Raw genomic sequence first — 17,521 nt, forward strand, 5'->3', positions numbered from 1 at the left:
ATGACAGAACAACAAACGATTTATCAGGAAGTCTCTGCGCTTCTTATTACGCTGTTTGAAATCGCCCCGGAGGATATTACCCCTGAGGCACGTCTTTACGAGGATCTGGACCTCGACAGCATTGATGCCGTCGATATGGTGGTGCACCTGCAAAAGAAAACGGGCCATAAAATCAAGCCTGAAACCTTCAAAGCGGTGCGCACGGTGCAGGACGTCGTGGACGTTGTGGAACAGCTTCAGCGCGACGCGTAACGTGCGTTCGATTCCAGTTCTTCCCGCCCTGACGGGGCTGATGCTGCTGGCATGGCCGTTTTTGATCGGCTTCGGGCTGGCGAATAATAGCCTGCACGGGATACTGCCCGTGATGGCGCTGGTGCTGCTGATGCGCGTCTGCCAGGCCCGTCGGCAGGGCGGCCCCCTGCGTTATCTGTTCGTAAGCGTGGCGCTGGCCGGCATAGCGCTTTGCGCGGCGAGCTACGTCCTGCACGCGCACCAGTGGGTGCTGTTATATCCGGTGGTGGTGAATCTGGTGATGCTGGTGGTGTTTGGCGGTTCGCTGTGGACGGCAATGCCCGTCGTCGAGCGGCTGGCGCGCCTGCGTGAACCGGACCTCTCCCCCGTCGGGGTACGTTACACGCGCCGGGTTACCCAGGTCTGGTGCGGCTTTTTTATTATCAACGGGGCGATCGCGCTGTTTACCGTATTACACGCCGATATCCGTCTGTGGACGCTGTGGAACGGGATGATTGCCTATCTCCTGATGGGCACGCTGATGGCTGGCGAGTGGCTGGTGCGACAACGGGTGAAGAAAAACGATGCTTAACCCTCTTCCGCTTAGCCAGTGGCTCAGTGCGCCCCGCCCTGACGACACCCCTGTCGCCTGGCAGGACGACCATCTCTGGACGCTTGGCGATCTGCGCCACGACGTCACTCAGCTGGTCGACACGCTGCGTCGTGAAGATGGCGAGCGCTGGGCGCTGTGCATCGAAAACGGCTATCTGTTTATTGTCGCGCTGCTGGCGACGCTGCATGCGGGTAAAACGCCGGTCCTCCCCGGGCACAGCCGGGCGGCGCAGCTTAACGAACAGCGGGCGCTGTTCAGCGGTGTCCTGAGCGACACCACGCTCGATTTTCAGGGGCAACAGCTGCGGGTGGCTTCCGCTCAGCGGGCAGGCCATCCCTTTTCACCGCTGCCTGCCATCGGTGAGATGCGCACGATCGAGCTTTACACCTCCGGCTCGACCGGCACGCCGCAGCGGGTGAGTAAGCCGGTGGTCAGCCTGGATCGTGAGGCTCGTCTTCTGGCGGCGCATTTTGGCGAGCGTCTGGCGGGCTGTCACGTCGTGGCTTCCGTGGTGCTGCACCACCTGTATGGCCTGACGTTTCGTGTCGTCTTACCCATGGCGCTCGGCCTGCCGCTGCACGCCAGCCTGCTTAACTATGCCGAGCAGCTCTCTGCCCTTCCCGACGATAAACGCTATCTTTTCATCAGCAGTCCGGCGTTTCTCAAGCGGCTGGACGCGTCACTGACGCCGCCCCCCGTCAACCTGCTCTTCTCCGCTGGCGGCGCGCTGCCCTGGCAGGAGGTCGCCGCGGTTCAGGCCTGGCTCAACGTCTGGCCGGATGAAATATACGGCAGCACGGAAACAGGCGTAATGGCCTGGCGCTACCGTCAGGAGGAAAGCACCCGCTGGCAGCCTTTCCCCGGCGTGACGTTTCACGGCGATCGCGTGATGTCGCCGCTGATCCCCGAGGTGGAGGGGGTCGTGCTGGATGATATCCTGCACTTCACGGCTGACGGGCAGTTCAGCCTCGTCGGGCGCCGCGGTCGGGTGGTCAAAATTGAAGATAAACGCATTTCACTCGATGACATTGAGCGCCGCCTGCTGGCGCTGGACGGCATCTACGAGGCCGCCGCGCTGACGGTGACGCGCGGCGGGCGTCAGGGCATTGGCGTATTGCTGGTGCTGAATGAAGCGGTGCGTCAGCAACACGAACAGGGCAAAAAAGCGCAGGAGCTCGCCTGGCGACGCGCCCTTCGCCCCTGGCTTGAACCGGTTGCCGTGCCGCGCTACTGGCGGATCGTTGATGAAATCCCGGTCAACAGCATGAACAAGCGCGTGACTGCGCAGCTACAGGAGTTGTTTCATGAAGATCCCTGAAATCGGGCGCCTCCAGCCCGATCCACAGCATCTGGAGATAACCTTTTATCTTGATCCTGACCTGCTCTGGTTTAAGGGACATTTCGCCGTACAGCCGCTGCTGCCGGGCGTGGCCCAGCTCGACTGGGTAATGCATTACGCTGCCGCGCTGGCGCCGGGCTACCGTTTTCACAGTATTCAGAACGTGAAGTTCGCCGCCCCGCTGTTGCCGGAGAATACGGTCACGCTGCTCCTTGCCTGGCAGCCCGAACGCGAGATGCTGACCTTTAGCTACCAGCGCCATGCGGGTAACGAGCGCCACACCGCCAGCAGCGGGAAGATTCGCTTATGTCAGTAACCTTCCGTCCCTGCGTGCTGATCCCGTGCTATAACCACGGGGCGATGATGGCTTCGGTGCTGGCGCGCCTGGCGCCTTTCGATCTGCCCTGTCTGGTGGTGGATGACGGCAGCGATGAAACCACGCGCCGCACGCTTGAAGCGCTGGCGGCGGATCGTCCGCAGATCACACTGCTGCGGCTGGCCGAAAACAGCGGCAAAGGCGCGGCGGTGATGCAGGGGCTGAAAGACTGCGCCGATCGCGGCTTCACCCACGCCGTTCAGGTGGACGCTGACGGCCAGCACGCTATCGAAGACATCCCCAAACTGCTGGCGCTGGCCGAACGCTATCCCGATGCGCTCATTTCCGGGCAGCCCGTTTACGATGACTCGATCCCCCGTTCGCGCCTGTACGGCCGCTGGATAACGCACGTCTGGGTCTGGATTGAAACCCTCTCCCTACAACTGAAAGACAGCATGTGCGGGTTTCGCGTTTACCCGATAGCCCCGGTTTTGCGCCTTGCAGCAACCACGCCGCTCGGCAGGCGAATGGATTTTGATACCGAAGTGATGGTGCGCCTCTACTGGCAGGGCAACACCAGCTATTTTCTGCCCACCCGCGTGACCTATCCGCCGAACGGGGTATCCCATTTCGATGCCCTGAAAGACAACGTGCGCATCTCGTTGATGCATACCCGTCTGTTTCTCGGCATGCTGCCGCGCATTCTTTCCCTGCTGATGCGTCGCCGCTCGCAGCACTGGGCGCAGCAGCAGGAGGTGAAAGGATTATGGGGCATGCGCCTGATGCTGCGCGTCTGGCAACTGCTGGGGCGTAAGGCGTTTACCGCCCTGCTGTGGCCGGTTACGGCCGTCTACTGGCTAACCGCCCGCGCTGCGCGTCAGGCGTCGCAGCAGTGGCTGGCGCGGGTTAAAACGGTGATGGCACAGCGGCAAATGCCGCGACCCGCACGGCTTAACAGTTTTTCCCACTTCCTGCGCTTCGGTCATGCCATGCTGAACAAAGTGGCCAGCTGGCGCGGCGAAATGAAACTCCATCGCGATCTGGTCTTTGCGCCAGGCGCGCAGGAGGCGCTGGGGCTCGACGATCCTCAGGGCAAACTGCTGCTCGCGTCGCATCTTGGCGATGTGGAAGCCTGCCGGGCGCTGGCCCAGCGCGAAGGGGCGAAAACCATCAACGCGCTGGTCTTTAGCGACAACGCCAGACGTTTTAAGCAGGTGATGGAGGAGATGGCGCCGCAGGCGGGCATTCACCTGATGCCGGTCACCGACATTGGCCCGGAGACCGCCATCCTCATCAAAGAGAAGCTGGATCGCGGCGAATGGGTGGCGATCGTGGGCGATCGCATTGCCGTCACCCCGCAGCGCGGCGGTAGCTGGCGGGTGATATGGAGCGAATTTATGGGCCAGCCCGCGCCGTTCCCGCAGGGGCCGTTTATCCTGGCGTCCATTTTGCGCTGCCCGGTGGTGCTGATTTTTGCCCTCTGTCAGCAGGGAAAGCTGACCCTGCACTGCGAGCCGTTTGCCGACCCGCTGCTGCTGCCGCGCGGCGAACGCCAGCAGGCGCTACAGCAGACCGTCGACCGCTATGCGGAGCGGCTGGAGCATTACGCGCTCTTGTCGCCGCTCGACTGGTTTAATTTTTTCGATTTCTGGCAGCTGCCAGAGATCAACGAGAAGGAGTAAAGGGTGCTGACCGATCCCCGCTTTACGGCTGAAGTTGAAATCACCGTTCCGTTCCACGACGTCGATATGATGGGCGTGGTGTGGCACGGCAACTACTTCCGCTACTTTGAGATTGCCCGCGAAGCGCTGCTCAACCAGTTTGATTACGGCTATCGCCAGATGAAAGCGTCCGGCTACGTCTGGCCGGTGGTGGATACCCGGGTGAAATACCGCGACGCGGTGACCTTCGAGCAGCGCATTCGCATCCGCGCCCACATTGAAGAGGTTGAAAACCGTCTGCGCATCGCCTATCAAATCTTCGACGCGCAAACCGGGAAACGCACCACCACCGGCTACACCATTCAGGTGGCGGTGGAAGAAGCAAGCCGGGAGATGTGCTTTGTCAGCCCGGCCATTCTGTTCGAACGCATGGGGATCGCGCCATGAAATGGATAACGCTACTCGCGCTGCTGGTAAGCCCGCTGGTGAACGCGGTCACGCTGGATGAACTGCAACAGCGGTTTGCGGAGCAACCGGTAGTACGCGCACACTTCGAACAGACCCGCACGATCAAGGATATGCCTCAGCCCCTGCGCTCGCAGGGGGAGATGCTAATCGCCCGTGACAATGGCCTGCTGTGGGATCAAAAAGCGCCGTTCCCGATGACGCTGCTGCTGGATGACAAACGGATGGTGCAGATCGTCAACGGTCAGTCGCCGCAGACCATTACCGCCGACACTAACCCGCAGATGTTTCAGTTCAACCATCTGCTGCGGGCGCTGTTCCAGGCCGACCGCAAGGTACTGGAAGAGAACTTCCGCGTCGATTTCAAAGACCTGGGCGAAGGCCGCTGGTCGCTGGTGCTGACGCCCGTCACCACGCCGCTGGACAAGATTTTCTCCACCCTTGATTTGAAGGGCGCGATCTATCTGGAATCCATTCGCCTGAACGATAAGCAGGGCGACACGACGGATATCGCCCTCTCCCGCCACCAACTGACGCCCGCCCGCCTGACTGATGCAGAACGCCAGCGCTTTGCCGCACCGTAACGCCCTGCGCCCGGCGCTGCTGTGGGCCGCGGTATGCCTGATCCTGCTGGGCGTGCTGCTGTCGCTCCTGCCTGGCTCGCGGCTGAACAGCAGCGTGCTCGCCATGCTGCCGAAACAGACGCTCGGCGCGATCCCTCCCGCTCTCAACGACGGATTTATGCAGCGCCTCGACCGCCAGCTCATCTGGCTGGTCAGCCCCGGCAAACAGCCGGACCCGCGCGTGGCGCAGCAGTGGTTAACCCTGCTGCAACGCAGCCAGGCGCTGAGTGTCGTAAAAGGTCCGCTGGATGCCGCCGGGCAACAGGCCTGGGGAGATTTCTTCTGGCAGCACCGCAATGGCCTGGTCGATCCGGCCACCCGCGCCCGCCTGCAAAACGGCGGTGAAGCGCAGGCTCAGTGGATCCTGTCCCAGCTCTACTCCGCCTTTTCCGGCGTGAGCGGCAAGGAGCTGCAAAACGATCCGCTGATGCTGATGCGCGGCGCGCAGCTCGCGCTGGCGAAGAACAGCCAGAAGATGCAGCTGATGGACGGCTGGCTGGTGACAAAAGATGCGGCCGGGAACTACTGGTATCTGCTACACGGCGAGCTGGCGGGCTCGTCGTTTGACATGCAGCAAACCCACCAGCTGGTGACCACCCTCAACGCGTTGCAGCAGACGCTGAAAAGCCAGTATCCACAGGCGCAGCTGCTCTCGCGCGGGACGGTGTTCTACAGCGATTACGCCAGCCAGCAGGCTAAAAACGATATTTCCACGCTTGGCGTCGCCACGGTGCTCGGGGTGATCCTGCTGATTGTGTCGATGTTTCGCTCCGTGCGTCCGCTGCTGCTGAGCCTGCTCTCCATTGCCATCGGCGCGCTGGCGGGGACGGTCGTGACGCTCCTGCTGTTCGGTGAGCTGCACCTGATGACGCTGGTGATGAGCATGAGCATTATCGGCATCTCGGCGGACTATACGATTTACTACCTCACGGAGCGGATGGTGCACGGCGCGGAACACTCGCCCTGGCAAAGCCTGGCAAAAGTGCGTAACGCGCTGCTGCTGGCGCTGCTGACCACCGTCGTGGCGTATCTCTTCATGATGCTGGCCCCCTTCCCCGGCATTCGTCAGATGGCGGTGTTCGCCGCCGCAGGGCTGAGCGCCTCGTGCCTGACGGTAATGTTCTGGCATCCGTGGCTGTGCCGGGGCATGCCGGTCCGCCCGGTCCCCCTGAGAGGGATGATGCAGCGCTGGCTGGACGCCTGGCGCGACGGTAAAGCCCTCTCCGTCGGGCTGCCGGTAGCACTGGCGCTGCTCTCCGCCATCGGGATCGCCAGCCTGCGGGTGGATGACGATATCGCCCGGCTTCAGGCGCTGCCGCAGGACATTCTGGCGCAGGAAAAAACCATCACCGCCCTGACCGGGCAAAATGTCGATCAGAAATGGTTCTTGGTGTACGGCGCGTCGGCTCAGGAAACGCTGGAGCGGCTGGAGGCATTTACCCCGGCGCTGGCGCAGGCGCAAAAAGCCGGTGAATTAACCCGCTGGCGTACCCTGCCGCTGAACTCGCTGGCGCGACAGAACAGCGATCTGCATCTGCTGCGCAACGCCGCACCGACGGTGGTGAAAATGCTGCAAAGCACGGGGCTGAACGCCGTCGCCCCGAATCTGAACGCCATGCCTGTCAGCGTGGAGGCGTGGCTCGCCAGCCCGGCCAGCGAGGGCTGGCGTTTGCTGTGGCTGACGTTGCCGGACGGCAAAAGCGGTGTGCTGGTCCCGGTCGATGGCGTCAGAAACAGCGCCGCGCTCGGTGAGCTGGCCGCCCGCCATCCCGGGGTCGTCTGGGTTGACCGTAAGGCCAGCTTCGACAGCCTGTTTGCGCTCTACCGCTCGCTGCTGTCGGGGCTGCTGGGCGTGGCGCTGGCGGTGATTGCCTGCGGCGCGATGCTACGCCTCGGCTGGCGAAAAGGGCTGGTGGCGCTGGTGCCGTCCGTGCTGTCGCTGGGCGGCGGGCTGGCGGCGCTGGCCGTGACGGGCCATCCGGTGAACCTGTTTTCCCTGCTGGCGCTGGTGCTGGTCCTCGGCATTGGCATCAACTACACGCTGTTTTTCAGCAACCCGCGCGGCACGCCGCTGACCTCCATGCTGGCGATTACCCTCGCCATGATGACCACCCTGCTGACGCTGGGGATGCTGGTATTCAGCACCACTCAGGCCATCAGCAGCTTTGGCATTGTGCTGGTGAGCGGTATCTTCACCGCGTTCCTGCTCGCCCCGCTGGCGATGCCGTCTAACAAAGAGAACTTACCATGACCCGTTTCATTCGCCTGGCGGCAGTGATGATGGCCCTGTTGCTGGCGGGGTGTAGCCATACGACGAACCGCGATGACGCGCGCCCTCAGGCCTGGCTCCAGCCCGGCACCCGCGTCACGCTGCCCCCGCCGGGCATCACGCCTGCCATCCGCACGCAGCAGTTGCTTACCGGCAGTTTTAAAGGCCAGACCCAGTCGCTGCTGGTGATGCTGAACGCCGACGGAAATAAAGTGACGCTTGCCGGCCTCTCCTCCGTCGGGATCCGCCTGTTCCTCGCCACCTACGACGACACCGGGATCCACACCGAGCAGTCGGTTGTGATGCCGCAGCTGCCGCCCGCCAGCCAGGTGCTGGCCGACGTGATGCTGAGCCACTGGCCGCTCAGCGCCTGGCAGCCGCAGTTGCCGAAAGGCTGGACGCTGAACGATACTGACACCAGACGCGAACTGCGCAACCCCGATGGCAAGCTGGTCACGGAAATTGCCTACCTGAACCGTAACGGCAGGCGCGAACCGATTAGCATTGTGCAGCACGCTTTTCACTACCACATCACCATTCAATATCTGGGTGACTGAGATGATTTACCTTTCTGCCGTTGGCATGGTCAACGCGCTCGGCAACTCGGCTGATGAAATAGCGGCGAACCTGATCGCTGGCGTGGCCCCCGGGATGCGCCAGCGTGCGGGCTGGCTACAGGGCTTACCCGAGGCCGTGCTGGGCGGGGTGGAGGGTGATCTTCCCCCTGTCCCCGGGCCTTTTTCTGCGCATCGAAGTCGCAACAACCAGCTGCTGCTGGCGGCGCTGGCGCAAATCCGGCCCGCCGTCGATACGGCCATTGCGCGCGTGGGGCGAGACCGCGTGGCGGTTGTGCTGGGCACCAGCACCTCCGGACTGGACGAGGGTGATGAGTACGTGCGCCGCGCGCAGAACGGCGAGCGCAGCCCGCAGTGGCAATATCCGCAGCAGGAGCTGGGCGATCCGTCGCGCTTTCTCGCCAGCTGGCTTGCGCTGGACGGCCCGGCGTATACCATCTCAACCGCCTGCTCCTCCAGCGCGCGGGCGATCATCAGCGGTCGACGCCTGATCGACGCCGGGCTGGTGGACGTCGCCATCGTCGGCGGGGCCGACAGCCTGAGCCGCATGCCGGTCAACGGCTTCAACAGCCTGGAGTCCTTCTCCCCGACCCTGTGCGAACCGTTTGGCCGCCACCGTCGGGGGATCAACATTGGCGAAGCGGCGGCACTGATGGTGCTGACCCGCGAGCCAGGCGAGGTTGCGCTCCTCGGCGCGGGGGAATCCAGCGATGCGTACCATATTTCCGCCCCGCATCCGCAGGGTGAAGGGGCGATCCGCGCCATCAACCAGGCGCTGAACGAGGCGGGCATGACGGCGGCGGACGTCGGTTATATCAACCTGCACGGCACCGCCACGCCGCTGAACGATCGCATTGAGGCGCAGGTGATCCACGATCTCTTTGGCGCCCGCGTGCCGTGCAGCTCCACGAAACATCTTACCGGCCACACGCTGGGCGCCGCGGGGATCACCGAGGCCGCCCTGAGCTGGCTGATCCTGACCCGAAGCCTGCCGCTGCCGCCGCAGGATTTTTCCCGCTACGCGCCGGACGACACCCTGCCCGCCTTCGGCCTACTGCACCAGAGCGCACCGCTGAATAAACCGGTGATCCTGTCAAACTCCTTCGCGTTTGGCGGCAACAACGCCAGCCTTCTGCTGGGGAGAGTATGATGCACTACTTACCTCCCGGGGATTATCTTCCTCACGACACGCCGATGCTGCTGCTTGAGAGCGTGGAAAGCGTCACCGATGACCGCGCCGTTTGCAGCGTGACGGTGAACGAACGGGGCGTTCTGGCCCCGTTCCTGGACGCGGACGGCAACCTGCCTGGCTGGTTTGCGCTGGAGCTGATGGCCCAGACCGTGGGCGTCTGGTCTGAATGGCACCGGATGCAAAAAGGGCTGCCGCACTGTGCGCTGGGCATGGTGCTGGGCGCGCGCGAGCTGGTGTGCGACGCAGGGCATTTTGCCGCAGGCAGCACGCTGACCATCACCATCGAACGTCTGATGCAGGATGAACGCTTTGGCAGCTTCGAGTGCACCATTCATGCGGATAGTGTCTCCCTCGCCACGGGCCGCGTGAACACCTTCCAGCCGAGCGAGGAAGAATTAACCACACTTTTCAACCAGGGAACACCATCATGAGATCCGTACTGGTCACCGGCGCCAGCAAAGGCATTGGCCGCGCTATCGCCCTTCAGCTTGCGGCGGACGGTTTCACCGTCGGCGTGCATTACCATCGTGATGAAGCGGGCGCGCAGGAGACGCTGGAAGCGATTGTCCAGGCAGGCGGCGCGGGCCGTTTACTCACCTTCGACGTGGGCAACCGCGAGCAGTGCCGCACGGTGCTGGAACAGGAGATCGCTGACCACGGCGCGTGGTATGGCGTGGTCAGTAACGCCGGTATTACCCGCGACGGCGCATTTCCTGCGCTCAGCGACGATGACTGGGACAGCGTGATCCACACCAATCTCGACAGTTTTTATAACGTCATTCATCCCTGCATTATGCCGATGATCGGCACCCGCAAGGGCGGGCGGATCATCACCCTGTCGTCGGTGTCAGGCATTATGGGCAACCGTGGGCAGGTGAACTACAGCGCGGCGAAAGCCGGGATCATCGGCGCCACCAAAGCGCTCGCCACCGAGCTGGCAAAACGCAAAATCACCGTCAACTGCATCGCGCCAGGGCTGATCGATACCGGCATGATCGAAATGGACGAAGCCGCACTGCGCGCGGCGATGTCGATGATCCCGATGCAGCGTATGGGCCAGGCCGAGGAGGTCGCGGGGCTGGCGAGTTACCTGATGTCGGATAAAGCAGGCTATGTGACGCGTCAGGTGATTTCGATTAACGGAGGCATGCTATGACCCGCCGGGTAGTGATTACGGGCATGGGCGGCGTCACCGCGTTCGGCGAGGACTGGCCGACCATCTCGCGCCGTCTGCGCAAGTATGAAAATGCGGTGCGTACCATGACGGAGTGGCAGGCGTATGACGGCCTGCAAACCCTGCTCGCCGCGCCGATTGAAGACTTCACTCTCCCCGCTCACTATACCCGTAAGCGCATTCGCGCCATGGGCCGCGTGTCGCTGCTCTCTACCCGCGCCACCGAGCTGGCGCTGGAGCAGGCGGGACTAATCGACGACGCGGTGCTGACCAACGGTCAGACCGGCATCGCCTACGGCTCGTCGACGGGCAGCACCGGGCCGGTCAGCGAGTTTGCCTCCATGCTCACCGAAAAGCACACCCACAACATCACCGGCACCACCTATGTGCAGATGATGCCGCACACCACGGCGGTGAATACCGGGCTGTTCTTTGGCCTGCGCGGACGGGTGATCCCCACCTCGAGCGCCTGTACCTCTGGCAGCCAGGCGATTGGCTACGCCTGGGAAGCGATTCGTCACGGCTACCAGACGGTGATGGTGGCAGGCGGCGCGGAAGAGCTGTGCCCGTCGGAAGCGGCGGTTTTCGATACCCTGTTTGCCACCAGCCAGCGTAACGACGCGCCAAAAACCACGCCTTCGCCGTTTGACGTTCAGCGCGATGGCCTGGTGATTGGCGAAGGGGCGGGTACGCTGGTGCTGGAAGCGCTGGATCACGCCAGAGCACGCGGAGCGACAATTTATGGCGAGATCGTGGGCTTTGCCACCAACTGCGATGCGGCGCACATCACCCAGCCCCAGCGTGAAACCATGCAGGTGTGTATGGAGCAGTCGCTGGCGATGGCGGGTCTTGGCCCTCAGGACATTGGCTACATTTCTGCCCACGGCACGGCAACCGATCGCGGGGATATCGCCGAGAGTCAGGCGACCGCCGCCATTTTCGGCGACAGCGTGCCCATCTCATCCTTAAAGAGTTATTTCGGTCATACCCTGGGAGCCTGCGGCGCGCTGGAAGCCTTGCTGAGTCTGCACATGATGCGGGAGGGCTGGTTCACGCCGACGCTCAATTTAAGACAACCGGATGAGCAATGCGGCGCTTTAGATTATATTATGGGGGAAACCCGCCCGATTGATTGCGAATTTATTCAGAGCAATAACTTTGCCTTTGGCGGCATCAATACCTCGATAATCATTAAACGCTGGGCGTAACTATGTACCAGTTTGTACTGGGAAAGATCTCCACCCTTAGCGCGGACCCGCTGGCGTCAACGCTCGCAGACATGGCACCTCAGGGTGCACGACACGCTTCCTGGCTTGCAGGCCGGACGCTGCTCGCCAGAACCTTATCCCCCTCGCCCCTTCCCGAGATAATTTACGGCGAGCAGGGAAAACCGGCCTTCGCTAACGGCCATCCGCTGTGGTTTAACCTGAGCCACAGCGGGGACGATATTGCCCTGCTGATGAGCGATGAAGGTGAAGTGGGCTGCGATATCGAAGTGATCCGCCCGCGGGAGAACTGGCAGGCGCTGGCAAATGCCGTTTTCAGCCTCACCGAACATGACGAGCTGGAACGTGAAGCGCCGGAAGAGCAGCTTTCCGCATTCTGGCGCATCTGGACACGCAAAGAGGCAATCGTCAAACAGCGTGGCGGCAGCGCGTGGCAGATAGTCAGCATTGACAGCACCGCCCAGTCGCTCCCGGTCAGTCAGCTACGCTTCGGCTCGCTGAGCCTGGCGGTCTGTACCCCTACGCCTTTCACCTTAACGGCGGAAGCGGTTACTTACTCCGGTGTTCCTGCGGCATAAAAAACGGCCATGCCGGTTAAAACCAACATGGCCGATGTCCCGTTCACGTTGTTCTCGATCTTATTTTAAATTTTCCGGGAAGTTTGCAGGCAGCTCGCTGGCCGCGCAATTGATCACGCTATCGTCATTCGCACCGCAGTCACGCACGAAGGTGATGGTGGCAAATTCATCAATCACTTCGGTTGGATACGCTGGTCCGGCATCACGGTAGCTATTCATCAGCGGAATGTGATCGTTCTGGAAGCAGACGGTTTTTTCCGGATTATTCATGACCCAGCGCGGGAAGAAGATGGTGCCGTGGAACAGGCGGTCGCCCAGGTTCACGATCAGGCTCACGTCAGTACCGGTTGGCTCCGTCCAGGAAATTTTATAGATGCTCTCCCCAACACGGACGATGTAGGCCTGCTGATCTTTCACCCAACGGTTGCCAACCAGACCACTGTGAATACGGTAGTCCAGGGTGTTTTCGTTTTTAACGTAAATTTCGTAATTCCAGCCATTATCGTAGGTATATACAAGATGTTTGCCGACGAAGCCGCTTAAATCATGTTTATCGAAGGTGCTCATACGATGTCTCCTTTGTTTTGATGAAACGATCGTACCCCTTCAAAAAATGAATGAATAACGCTATGTTTGAATCAAATTCATCCAAAATTTAGATTAATTATGCACAAGACGACGCTCGAACAGTGGGCCTTGCTGGAGAGAGTCATCGAGGCTGGCAGCTTCGCTAAGGCGGCGGAAGAGACCTACCGCAGCCAGTCCTCGGTCAGCTATAACCTGTCGCTTTTGCAGGAGCGGCTGGGCGTGGCGCTCCTGATGACAGAGGGACGGCGTGCCGTGCTAACCCCGGCGGGTGAGCTGTTGCTGAATCAGGTTAAACCGCTGCTGAAAGCCTTCGCCTATGTTGAAACGCGCGCTGCGACCCTGCGCAGCGGGATGCGAACCCGTATCGACCTGATGGTAGACAGTATTTTTCCGCGTAGCCGGCTGTTCGCGATTTTGCGCCAGTTTCAGCAGCTGTACCCGCAAACGCAGGTGCGGCTTACCGAGGTTCTGGAAAACAGCCGCGCAGATGCGCTCAATGATGAAGCCGACGTGATGGTCTTAACCCGCCGCCAGGACATTACCGGCCTGGGCGAATGGCTGATGAATATCGATTTTGTTGCCGTCGCGCATCACGCGCACCCGCTGTTTTCGCTGGATACGCCGCTTAATGACGAGATGCTACGGCCGTGGCCGCGCATTCAGATCGCAGACAGCCAGCCCACCACTCACCCCACCGGGGAGTCGTGGACATTCTCCACTATCGATGCCGCGATCGAAGCGGTGATGTATCAGGTTGGGTACGGCTGGTTACCGGAAGAACGCATTCAGACCCCGCTCCAGCAGGGCATCCTTAAAACGCTGCCGCTCAGCCACGGCGTACGTCGCGCCACGCCGCTGCACCTCATCGTCAAACGCTCCCTCAGCCCGCTGGACGAGCAGGTTGAGACGCTGTTGCGCCTTTTTAAGCAGGAGCCGTCATCGTCAACTGCTACGCTTTAAGTTTTGAACCATAAAACGACAAGGAGTGAACGATGAAAATCGATTTAACGGGGAAAGTAGCGCTGGTGACCGCGTCCACCGGCGGTATTGGGTTTGCCATCGCCCGCGGGCTGGCGGAGAGCGGTGCGGAAGTGATCGTAAACGGACGCAGCGTCGACTCGGTGAATAAAGGCATTCAGGCGCTACAGCAGGTGGTGCCTGGCGTACAGGTCCGTGCCGCCATCGCCGACCTGAGCTCGCAGGAGGGCGTTGACGAACTGCTCAGGGTCGCCACGCACGTCGATATTCTGGTGAATAACGCTGGGATCTATGGCCAGCAGGATTTTTATTCCACCGACGACGAGACCTGGGAACGCTACTGGCAAACCAACGTGATGTCCGGTGTGCGCCTCTCCCGTGCCCTGCTGCCCGGCATGGTACAAAAGGGCTGGGGTCGGGTAGTGTTTATCTCGTCAGAATCGGCCTGCAATATTCCTGCGGATATGATCCACTATGGCGTGACAAAAACCGCCCAACTCTCGCTGGCGCGCGGTCTGGCGAAGTTCGTGGCAGGCAGCGGCGTGACGGTGAACAGCGTACTGCCGGGCCCGACAATGTCGGACGGTTTTGCCGCGATGATGAAAGACGAAATCGAAAGAACCGGTAAATCGCTGGAGCAGCTGGCGAAAGCGTTCGTGATGGAGAATCGTCCCAGCTCGGTTATTCAGCGCGCCGCAACGGTAGAAGAAGTGGCGAATATGGTGGTGTATGTCTGTTCCATGCAGGCCTCCGCGACTTCCGGCGCGGCGCTGCGCGTTGACGGTGGCGTGGTGGATGACATAGTTTGACCCGTCAGGCCACAGGTTCAGGAAAAAATGCGACCTGATATAAGGACTATGAAGGTAAAGCAGGTAAACTAGTGAACAGAATGTGTATTTCAGCTAAGACGTATTTATGACCAATATGATTGCCGACGAAGCCGTGGCGAAGTCCAGCGTGCTCTCTGTCTTTGACTTTGATGGTACGTTGACGCACCACGACAGTTTTATCCCGTTCCTGCGCTTTGCCTTTGGCAAGCGCTACTTTGCTGGCCGACTGGTGCGCATGGCCCTGCCTACGCTGCACTGTGTGCGCCGCAAGCTGACGCGAGATGAGCTGAAAGAGGTGTTGATCAAAACCTTCCTGACGGGGGTGGATGAGCACTGGTTACGTCAGCAGGCGGAAGCCTTCTGTGAAAAATACTGGAACAAGCTGATGCGCCCGGAAGGGGTGCTGGCCGTCGCCAACGAGGTCAATTCCGGTGCGGAAGTGACGATTTGCTCTGCTTCCCCGGCGCTGGTATTGCAGCCGTGGGCCGATAAGCTCGGCATTAAGCTGATTGGCACGCAGCTGGAAGTGAAAGACGGCAAGCTGACCGGGCGGATCACCGGCCACAACTGCCGGTGTGCCCAGAAGGTGGCGAGGCTGGAGAAGGTGTATGGGGATTTGAACGCGTATCACCTGCGCGCCTGGGGCGACACGCGTGGCGACCACGAGTTGCTGGCGGCGGCGCAGGATCCGCACTGGCGGCATTTTCATCATCCGAGCAAGCGCCGAAATTCACCAATTAAGGGTTAGGTGCGGCCCGGTGCCCTCACCCCGGCCCTCTCCCACAGGGAGAGGGAGAAAAGCGGTACATCAGGCCTCACGTTTTCCCGGGAACATCACGCTCGCAATAATCCCCAGCGCCAGTACCCCCAGCACCACAAACAGGCTTGCCGTGGCGCCGATGTTATAACCGTGATGCCAGAAGTGGTCGGTCGCATTCAGCCCCAGCTTGAACGCCACGAAGAACAGCAGTAACACCACCGCTTTCTCCAGATGCACCAGATACTGCTTCAGCGCTTCCAGCACAAAGTAGAGGGTACGCAGGCCGAGGATCGCGAACATCATTGCGCTGTAGATAATCAGCGGCTCACGGCTGACGGCAATGATTGCGGGTACGGAATCGAAGGCGAACATCACGTCGGACAGCTCCACCACCGCAACACAGAGCAGCAGCGGCGTCGCGTAGCGCTTCGCCTTCTTCACGCGGCCTACCATTACATCCTTGTTTTCAGGCTTCTCCAGTTCGGCATCCACCTCTTTCTGGGTCAGGATAAACGCATGGCTGCTGATTTTTGGCCACACCGGGTAGAAGCGTTTCACCAGGCGGTACGCCAGATGGTTGGAATAATCTTCTACTTCATCGCTCTCTTCATTGCGTTTCAGCATCATCACCGCCGTCCAGCCGACGACCAGCGCAAAAATGACCTCAACATACGGCCCCAGGCTCAACAGACTGGTGCCGATGGCAACAAAAATACCGCGGAACACAATCGCCCCGAGCACGCCCCAGTAGAGCACGCGGTGACGATATCTATCCGGCACGCCGAACCAGGCGAAGATCGCCATCATCACAAACAGGTTGTCGACGGAGAGCACCTCTTCCAGCGCATAGCCGGTCAGGAACAGACTGGCCTTCTCCGCGCCGTGGTGCACGTATAAAAATCCGGCGAAGGCCATCGCCATCATGACCCAGAAGATGGACCACATAACCGCGCTTTTCAACGAGATCGGTTTATCGTGACGGTGCATGAAGAGGTCGATAAACATCGCCCCAACGGCCATCACGACGAAGACAACAACGGTTTCCGTCGGGAAACCGAGATGAGCAGCAGACATAGACAACCCTTTTAAGAAGACAAAACACCATGCACACAATAAAAAGCGTGGGCCCGTTAAGGAGGCATCACGCTAAAAAATAAATATTAACCGTTCTTTTCAGCTGTGTAGAGACATTAAAGTTGTATCCTTTAACCTGAAAAAGACTTTAAAGTTGTAAAGTTTTAAAAAAAACACATACAAAACATGATGCTAAGTGTGTATCACACGCTGTTCCAACATTATGTCTTGATGTTCTTGCAGGAACTGCAATTTACAGGAGGAAAAAGGTGTTTTTGTAGTTATCTGGCGTTACGTGACAGTGTTGGTCAGATACTTCCACCTCTTCAGAGTTAAAGTTTGATATATGGGAAAAAAAACGCTCCCGGACGGGAGCGTAAGCCAGTGACTTCGGCGTCAAATGAGGGTCTAACAAGTGGAGCTGCGGGTTAATTCTGGGTGATCTGACTGCGATGCTTATCAGCCTGCTGCTGGTGAACAACGGAAGACTGACCATTATTCGCCTTCTCATGTACAGCTGCGGCCTTCTCATGCTCGCTCATTTCAGAAAATGACTTTGCTGTTTCGTTGGTAGCTCCGGGTTTAGCTTTCATCATTTTTTTATGCATTTCAGCCATGTCCTGGTGGGCAGCAGAATTGCTGTTTTGCATCATGTCATGGGACATTGCGGCCTGATCGTGACTGCTCATATCCATCATTGTCATGCTGTCTCCCTGAATTGCACTTTTTTCAGCAGATGACTGCATCTGGTGGGCAGGTGCCTGTGCATTATTTACCTGGTCATGCATGTTCATTGTCTCTGCAGCCATGGCAGATGAAGCGGCAGCCATAATTGCAACAAATGATACGAGAATCTTTTTCATGGTTGGGTCTCCGGTGTTTACATACCCAAACAATCAATGGCTTATAACAGAGAAAGCAGTTGATCTCAGGGCGGGTTAATCATCACTCCAGGAACCAGGTGATTGTGTTATCACGCTGCTCCTGATTTATGAATAATTATAAAAAACCGCCTCTGTTTATCGCGTG

Annotated in this window: 20 protein-coding genes; 17 read left to right on the forward strand and 3 right to left on the reverse strand. The window is 59.9% G+C overall.

The annotated features are described in order from the left end of the window. Genes O1724_RS21755 through acpT form a run of 14 tightly spaced genes read left to right on the forward strand, consistent with a single transcriptional unit; the run spans nt 1 to nt 12,262 of the window. On the forward strand, nt 1-252 hold the full coding sequence (locus O1724_RS21755) for an acyl carrier protein (protein WP_003861262.1): 252 nt from the start codon (nt 1-3) through the stop codon (nt 250-252). Beyond that, nucleotides 224-823: a COG4648 family protein gene (locus O1724_RS21760; protein ID WP_003861260.1), complete on the forward strand. Its 600-nt coding sequence runs from the start codon at nt 224-226 to the stop codon at nt 821-823. Before O1724_RS21755 ends, O1724_RS21760 begins: the two co-directional genes overlap by 29 nt. After that, nucleotides 816-2,162 carry an AMP-binding protein gene (locus O1724_RS21765; RefSeq protein WP_126297155.1) on the forward strand — a complete coding sequence of 449 codons (1,347 nt, stop codon included), beginning with the start codon at nt 816-818 and terminating at the stop codon, nt 2,160-2,162. Before O1724_RS21760 ends, O1724_RS21765 begins: the two co-directional genes overlap by 8 nt. After that, the gene (locus O1724_RS21770; protein WP_003861256.1) at nt 2,149-2,499 is read left to right on the forward strand and encodes an ApeI family dehydratase; all 351 of its coding nucleotides are present in this window, start codon (nt 2,149-2,151) and stop codon (nt 2,497-2,499) included. The genes O1724_RS21765 and O1724_RS21770 overlap by 14 nt, the downstream gene beginning before the upstream one ends. Further along, nucleotides 2,490-4,181: a glycosyltransferase family 2 protein gene (locus O1724_RS21775; RefSeq protein WP_045896763.1), complete on the forward strand. Its 1,692-nt coding sequence runs from the start codon at nt 2,490-2,492 to the stop codon at nt 4,179-4,181. The genes O1724_RS21770 and O1724_RS21775 overlap by 10 nt, the downstream gene beginning before the upstream one ends. A 3-nt stretch (nt 4,182-4,184) precedes the next feature. Continuing rightward, entirely contained in the window at nt 4,185-4,607 is a 423-nt protein-coding gene (locus O1724_RS21780; RefSeq protein ID WP_003861252.1) for an acyl-CoA thioesterase, read from the forward strand. Continuing rightward, entirely contained in the window at nt 4,604-5,209 is a 606-nt protein-coding gene (locus O1724_RS21785) for an outer membrane lipoprotein carrier protein LolA (protein ID WP_022651976.1), read from the forward strand. Before O1724_RS21780 ends, O1724_RS21785 begins: the two co-directional genes overlap by 4 nt. After that, nucleotides 5,178-7,499: an MMPL family transporter gene (locus tag O1724_RS21790; protein WP_126297156.1), complete on the forward strand. Its 2,322-nt coding sequence runs from the start codon at nt 5,178-5,180 to the stop codon at nt 7,497-7,499. Before O1724_RS21785 ends, O1724_RS21790 begins: the two co-directional genes overlap by 32 nt. Beyond that, nucleotides 7,496-8,074: a DUF3261 domain-containing protein gene (locus tag O1724_RS21795; protein WP_126297157.1), complete on the forward strand. Its 579-nt coding sequence runs from the start codon at nt 7,496-7,498 to the stop codon at nt 8,072-8,074. The genes O1724_RS21790 and O1724_RS21795 overlap by 4 nt, the downstream gene beginning before the upstream one ends. Nucleotide 8,075: 1 nt before the next feature. Next, nucleotides 8,076-9,242, forward strand: coding sequence for a beta-ketoacyl-[acyl-carrier-protein] synthase family protein (locus O1724_RS21800; protein WP_126297158.1), 1,167 nt, complete (start codon nt 8,076-8,078; stop codon nt 9,240-9,242). Beyond that, nucleotides 9,242-9,715 carry a hotdog family protein gene (locus tag O1724_RS21805; protein ID WP_023323848.1) on the forward strand — a complete coding sequence of 158 codons (474 nt, stop codon included), beginning with the start codon at nt 9,242-9,244 and terminating at the stop codon, nt 9,713-9,715. Before O1724_RS21800 ends, O1724_RS21805 begins: the two co-directional genes overlap by 1 nt. Further along, nucleotides 9,709-10,440 carry a 3-ketoacyl-ACP reductase FabG2 gene (locus tag O1724_RS21810; protein WP_126297159.1) on the forward strand — a complete coding sequence of 244 codons (732 nt, stop codon included), beginning with the start codon at nt 9,709-9,711 and terminating at the stop codon, nt 10,438-10,440. The genes O1724_RS21805 and O1724_RS21810 overlap by 7 nt, the downstream gene beginning before the upstream one ends. Beyond that, nucleotides 10,437-11,666, forward strand: a complete 1,230-nt coding sequence (locus O1724_RS21815; protein ID WP_023314986.1) for a beta-ketoacyl-ACP synthase — start codon at nt 10,437-10,439, stop codon at nt 11,664-11,666. Before O1724_RS21810 ends, O1724_RS21815 begins: the two co-directional genes overlap by 4 nt. A 2-nt stretch (nt 11,667-11,668) precedes the next feature. Continuing rightward, complete coding sequence (gene acpT, locus O1724_RS21820; RefSeq protein ID WP_023323849.1) at nt 11,669-12,262, forward strand: 4'-phosphopantetheinyl transferase AcpT; 594 nt, start codon at nt 11,669-11,671, stop codon at nt 12,260-12,262. 60 nt (nt 12,263-12,322) lie between these two features. Here the strand turns inward: acpT and O1724_RS21825 are convergent, their stop codons facing one another. After that, nucleotides 12,323-12,829, reverse strand: a complete 507-nt coding sequence (locus O1724_RS21825; protein ID WP_003861232.1) for a phenolic acid decarboxylase — start codon at nt 12,827-12,829, stop codon at nt 12,323-12,325. 99 nt (nt 12,830-12,928) lie between these two features. On the opposite strand from O1724_RS21825, the gene O1724_RS21830 reads away from it, so the two are divergent. The 3 genes from O1724_RS21830 to O1724_RS21840 all read left to right on the forward strand — a co-directional run bounded on the left by O1724_RS21830 (nt 12,929) and on the right by O1724_RS21840 (nt 15,406). Next, nucleotides 12,929-13,810, forward strand: a complete 882-nt coding sequence (locus tag O1724_RS21830) for a LysR family transcriptional regulator (protein WP_023314988.1) — start codon at nt 12,929-12,931, stop codon at nt 13,808-13,810. Nucleotides 13,811-13,842: 32 nt separating this feature from the next. After that, entirely contained in the window at nt 13,843-14,637 is a 795-nt protein-coding gene (locus O1724_RS21835; protein WP_022651983.1) for an SDR family NAD(P)-dependent oxidoreductase, read from the forward strand. Between the two features lie 106 nt (nt 14,638-14,743). Then, a complete protein-coding gene (locus O1724_RS21840) occupies nt 14,744-15,406 on the forward strand; it encodes an HAD family hydrolase (RefSeq protein ID WP_003861228.1) in 663 nt (220 codons plus the stop codon). Nucleotides 15,407-15,466: 60 nt separating this feature from the next. Here the strand turns inward: O1724_RS21840 and O1724_RS21845 are convergent, their stop codons facing one another. After that, nucleotides 15,467-16,492: a TerC/Alx family metal homeostasis membrane protein gene (locus O1724_RS21845; protein ID WP_414539597.1), complete on the reverse strand. Its 1,026-nt coding sequence runs from the start codon at nt 16,490-16,492 to the stop codon at nt 15,467-15,469. A gap of 428 nt (nt 16,493-16,920) precedes the next feature. Next, nucleotides 16,921-17,355 (reverse strand): copper resistance system metallochaperone PcoE, encoded by a 435-nt coding sequence (gene pcoE / locus O1724_RS21850; protein WP_000723069.1) that lies wholly within the window; start codon nt 17,353-17,355, stop codon nt 16,921-16,923. Between the last annotated feature and the right edge of the window lie 166 nt (nt 17,356-17,521).

This window comes from Enterobacter cloacae complex sp. HYC074_NIDB (assembly GCF_056673345.1).

Bases quoted from the DNA above. Each gene is read 5' to 3' on its own strand.
- O1724_RS21755 (WP_003861262.1), top strand. From the start codon at position 1: ATGACAGAACAACAAACGATTTATCAGGAAGTCTCTGCGCTTCTTATT.
- O1724_RS21765 (WP_126297155.1), top strand. From the start codon at position 816: ATGCTTAACCCTCTTCCGCTTAGCCAGTGGCTCAGTGCGCCCCGCCCT.
- O1724_RS21770 (WP_003861256.1), top strand. From the start codon at position 2,149: ATGAAGATCCCTGAAATCGGGCGCCTCCAGCCCGATCCACAGCATCTG.
- O1724_RS21775 (WP_045896763.1), top strand. From the start codon at position 2,490: ATGTCAGTAACCTTCCGTCCCTGCGTGCTGATCCCGTGCTATAACCAC.
- O1724_RS21785 (WP_022651976.1), top strand. From the start codon at position 4,604: ATGAAATGGATAACGCTACTCGCGCTGCTGGTAAGCCCGCTGGTGAAC.
- O1724_RS21790 (WP_126297156.1), top strand. From the start codon at position 5,178: ATGCAGAACGCCAGCGCTTTGCCGCACCGTAACGCCCTGCGCCCGGCG.
- O1724_RS21795 (WP_126297157.1), top strand. From the start codon at position 7,496: ATGACCCGTTTCATTCGCCTGGCGGCAGTGATGATGGCCCTGTTGCTG.
- O1724_RS21800 (WP_126297158.1), top strand. From the start codon at position 8,076: ATGATTTACCTTTCTGCCGTTGGCATGGTCAACGCGCTCGGCAACTCG.
- O1724_RS21805 (WP_023323848.1), top strand. From the start codon at position 9,242: ATGCACTACTTACCTCCCGGGGATTATCTTCCTCACGACACGCCGATG.
- O1724_RS21815 (WP_023314986.1), top strand. From the start codon at position 10,437: ATGACCCGCCGGGTAGTGATTACGGGCATGGGCGGCGTCACCGCGTTC.
- acpT (WP_023323849.1), top strand. From the start codon at position 11,669: ATGTACCAGTTTGTACTGGGAAAGATCTCCACCCTTAGCGCGGACCCG.
- O1724_RS21825 (WP_003861232.1), bottom strand. From the start codon at position 12,829: ATGAGCACCTTCGATAAACATGATTTAAGCGGCTTCGTCGGCAAACAT.
- O1724_RS21830 (WP_023314988.1), top strand. From the start codon at position 12,929: ATGCACAAGACGACGCTCGAACAGTGGGCCTTGCTGGAGAGAGTCATC.
- O1724_RS21835 (WP_022651983.1), top strand. From the start codon at position 13,843: ATGAAAATCGATTTAACGGGGAAAGTAGCGCTGGTGACCGCGTCCACC.
- O1724_RS21840 (WP_003861228.1), top strand. From the start codon at position 14,744: ATGACCAATATGATTGCCGACGAAGCCGTGGCGAAGTCCAGCGTGCTC.
- O1724_RS21845 (WP_414539597.1), bottom strand. From the start codon at position 16,492: ATGTCTGCTGCTCATCTCGGTTTCCCGACGGAAACCGTTGTTGTCTTC.
- pcoE (WP_000723069.1), bottom strand. From the start codon at position 17,355: ATGAAAAAGATTCTCGTATCATTTGTTGCAATTATGGCTGCCGCTTCA.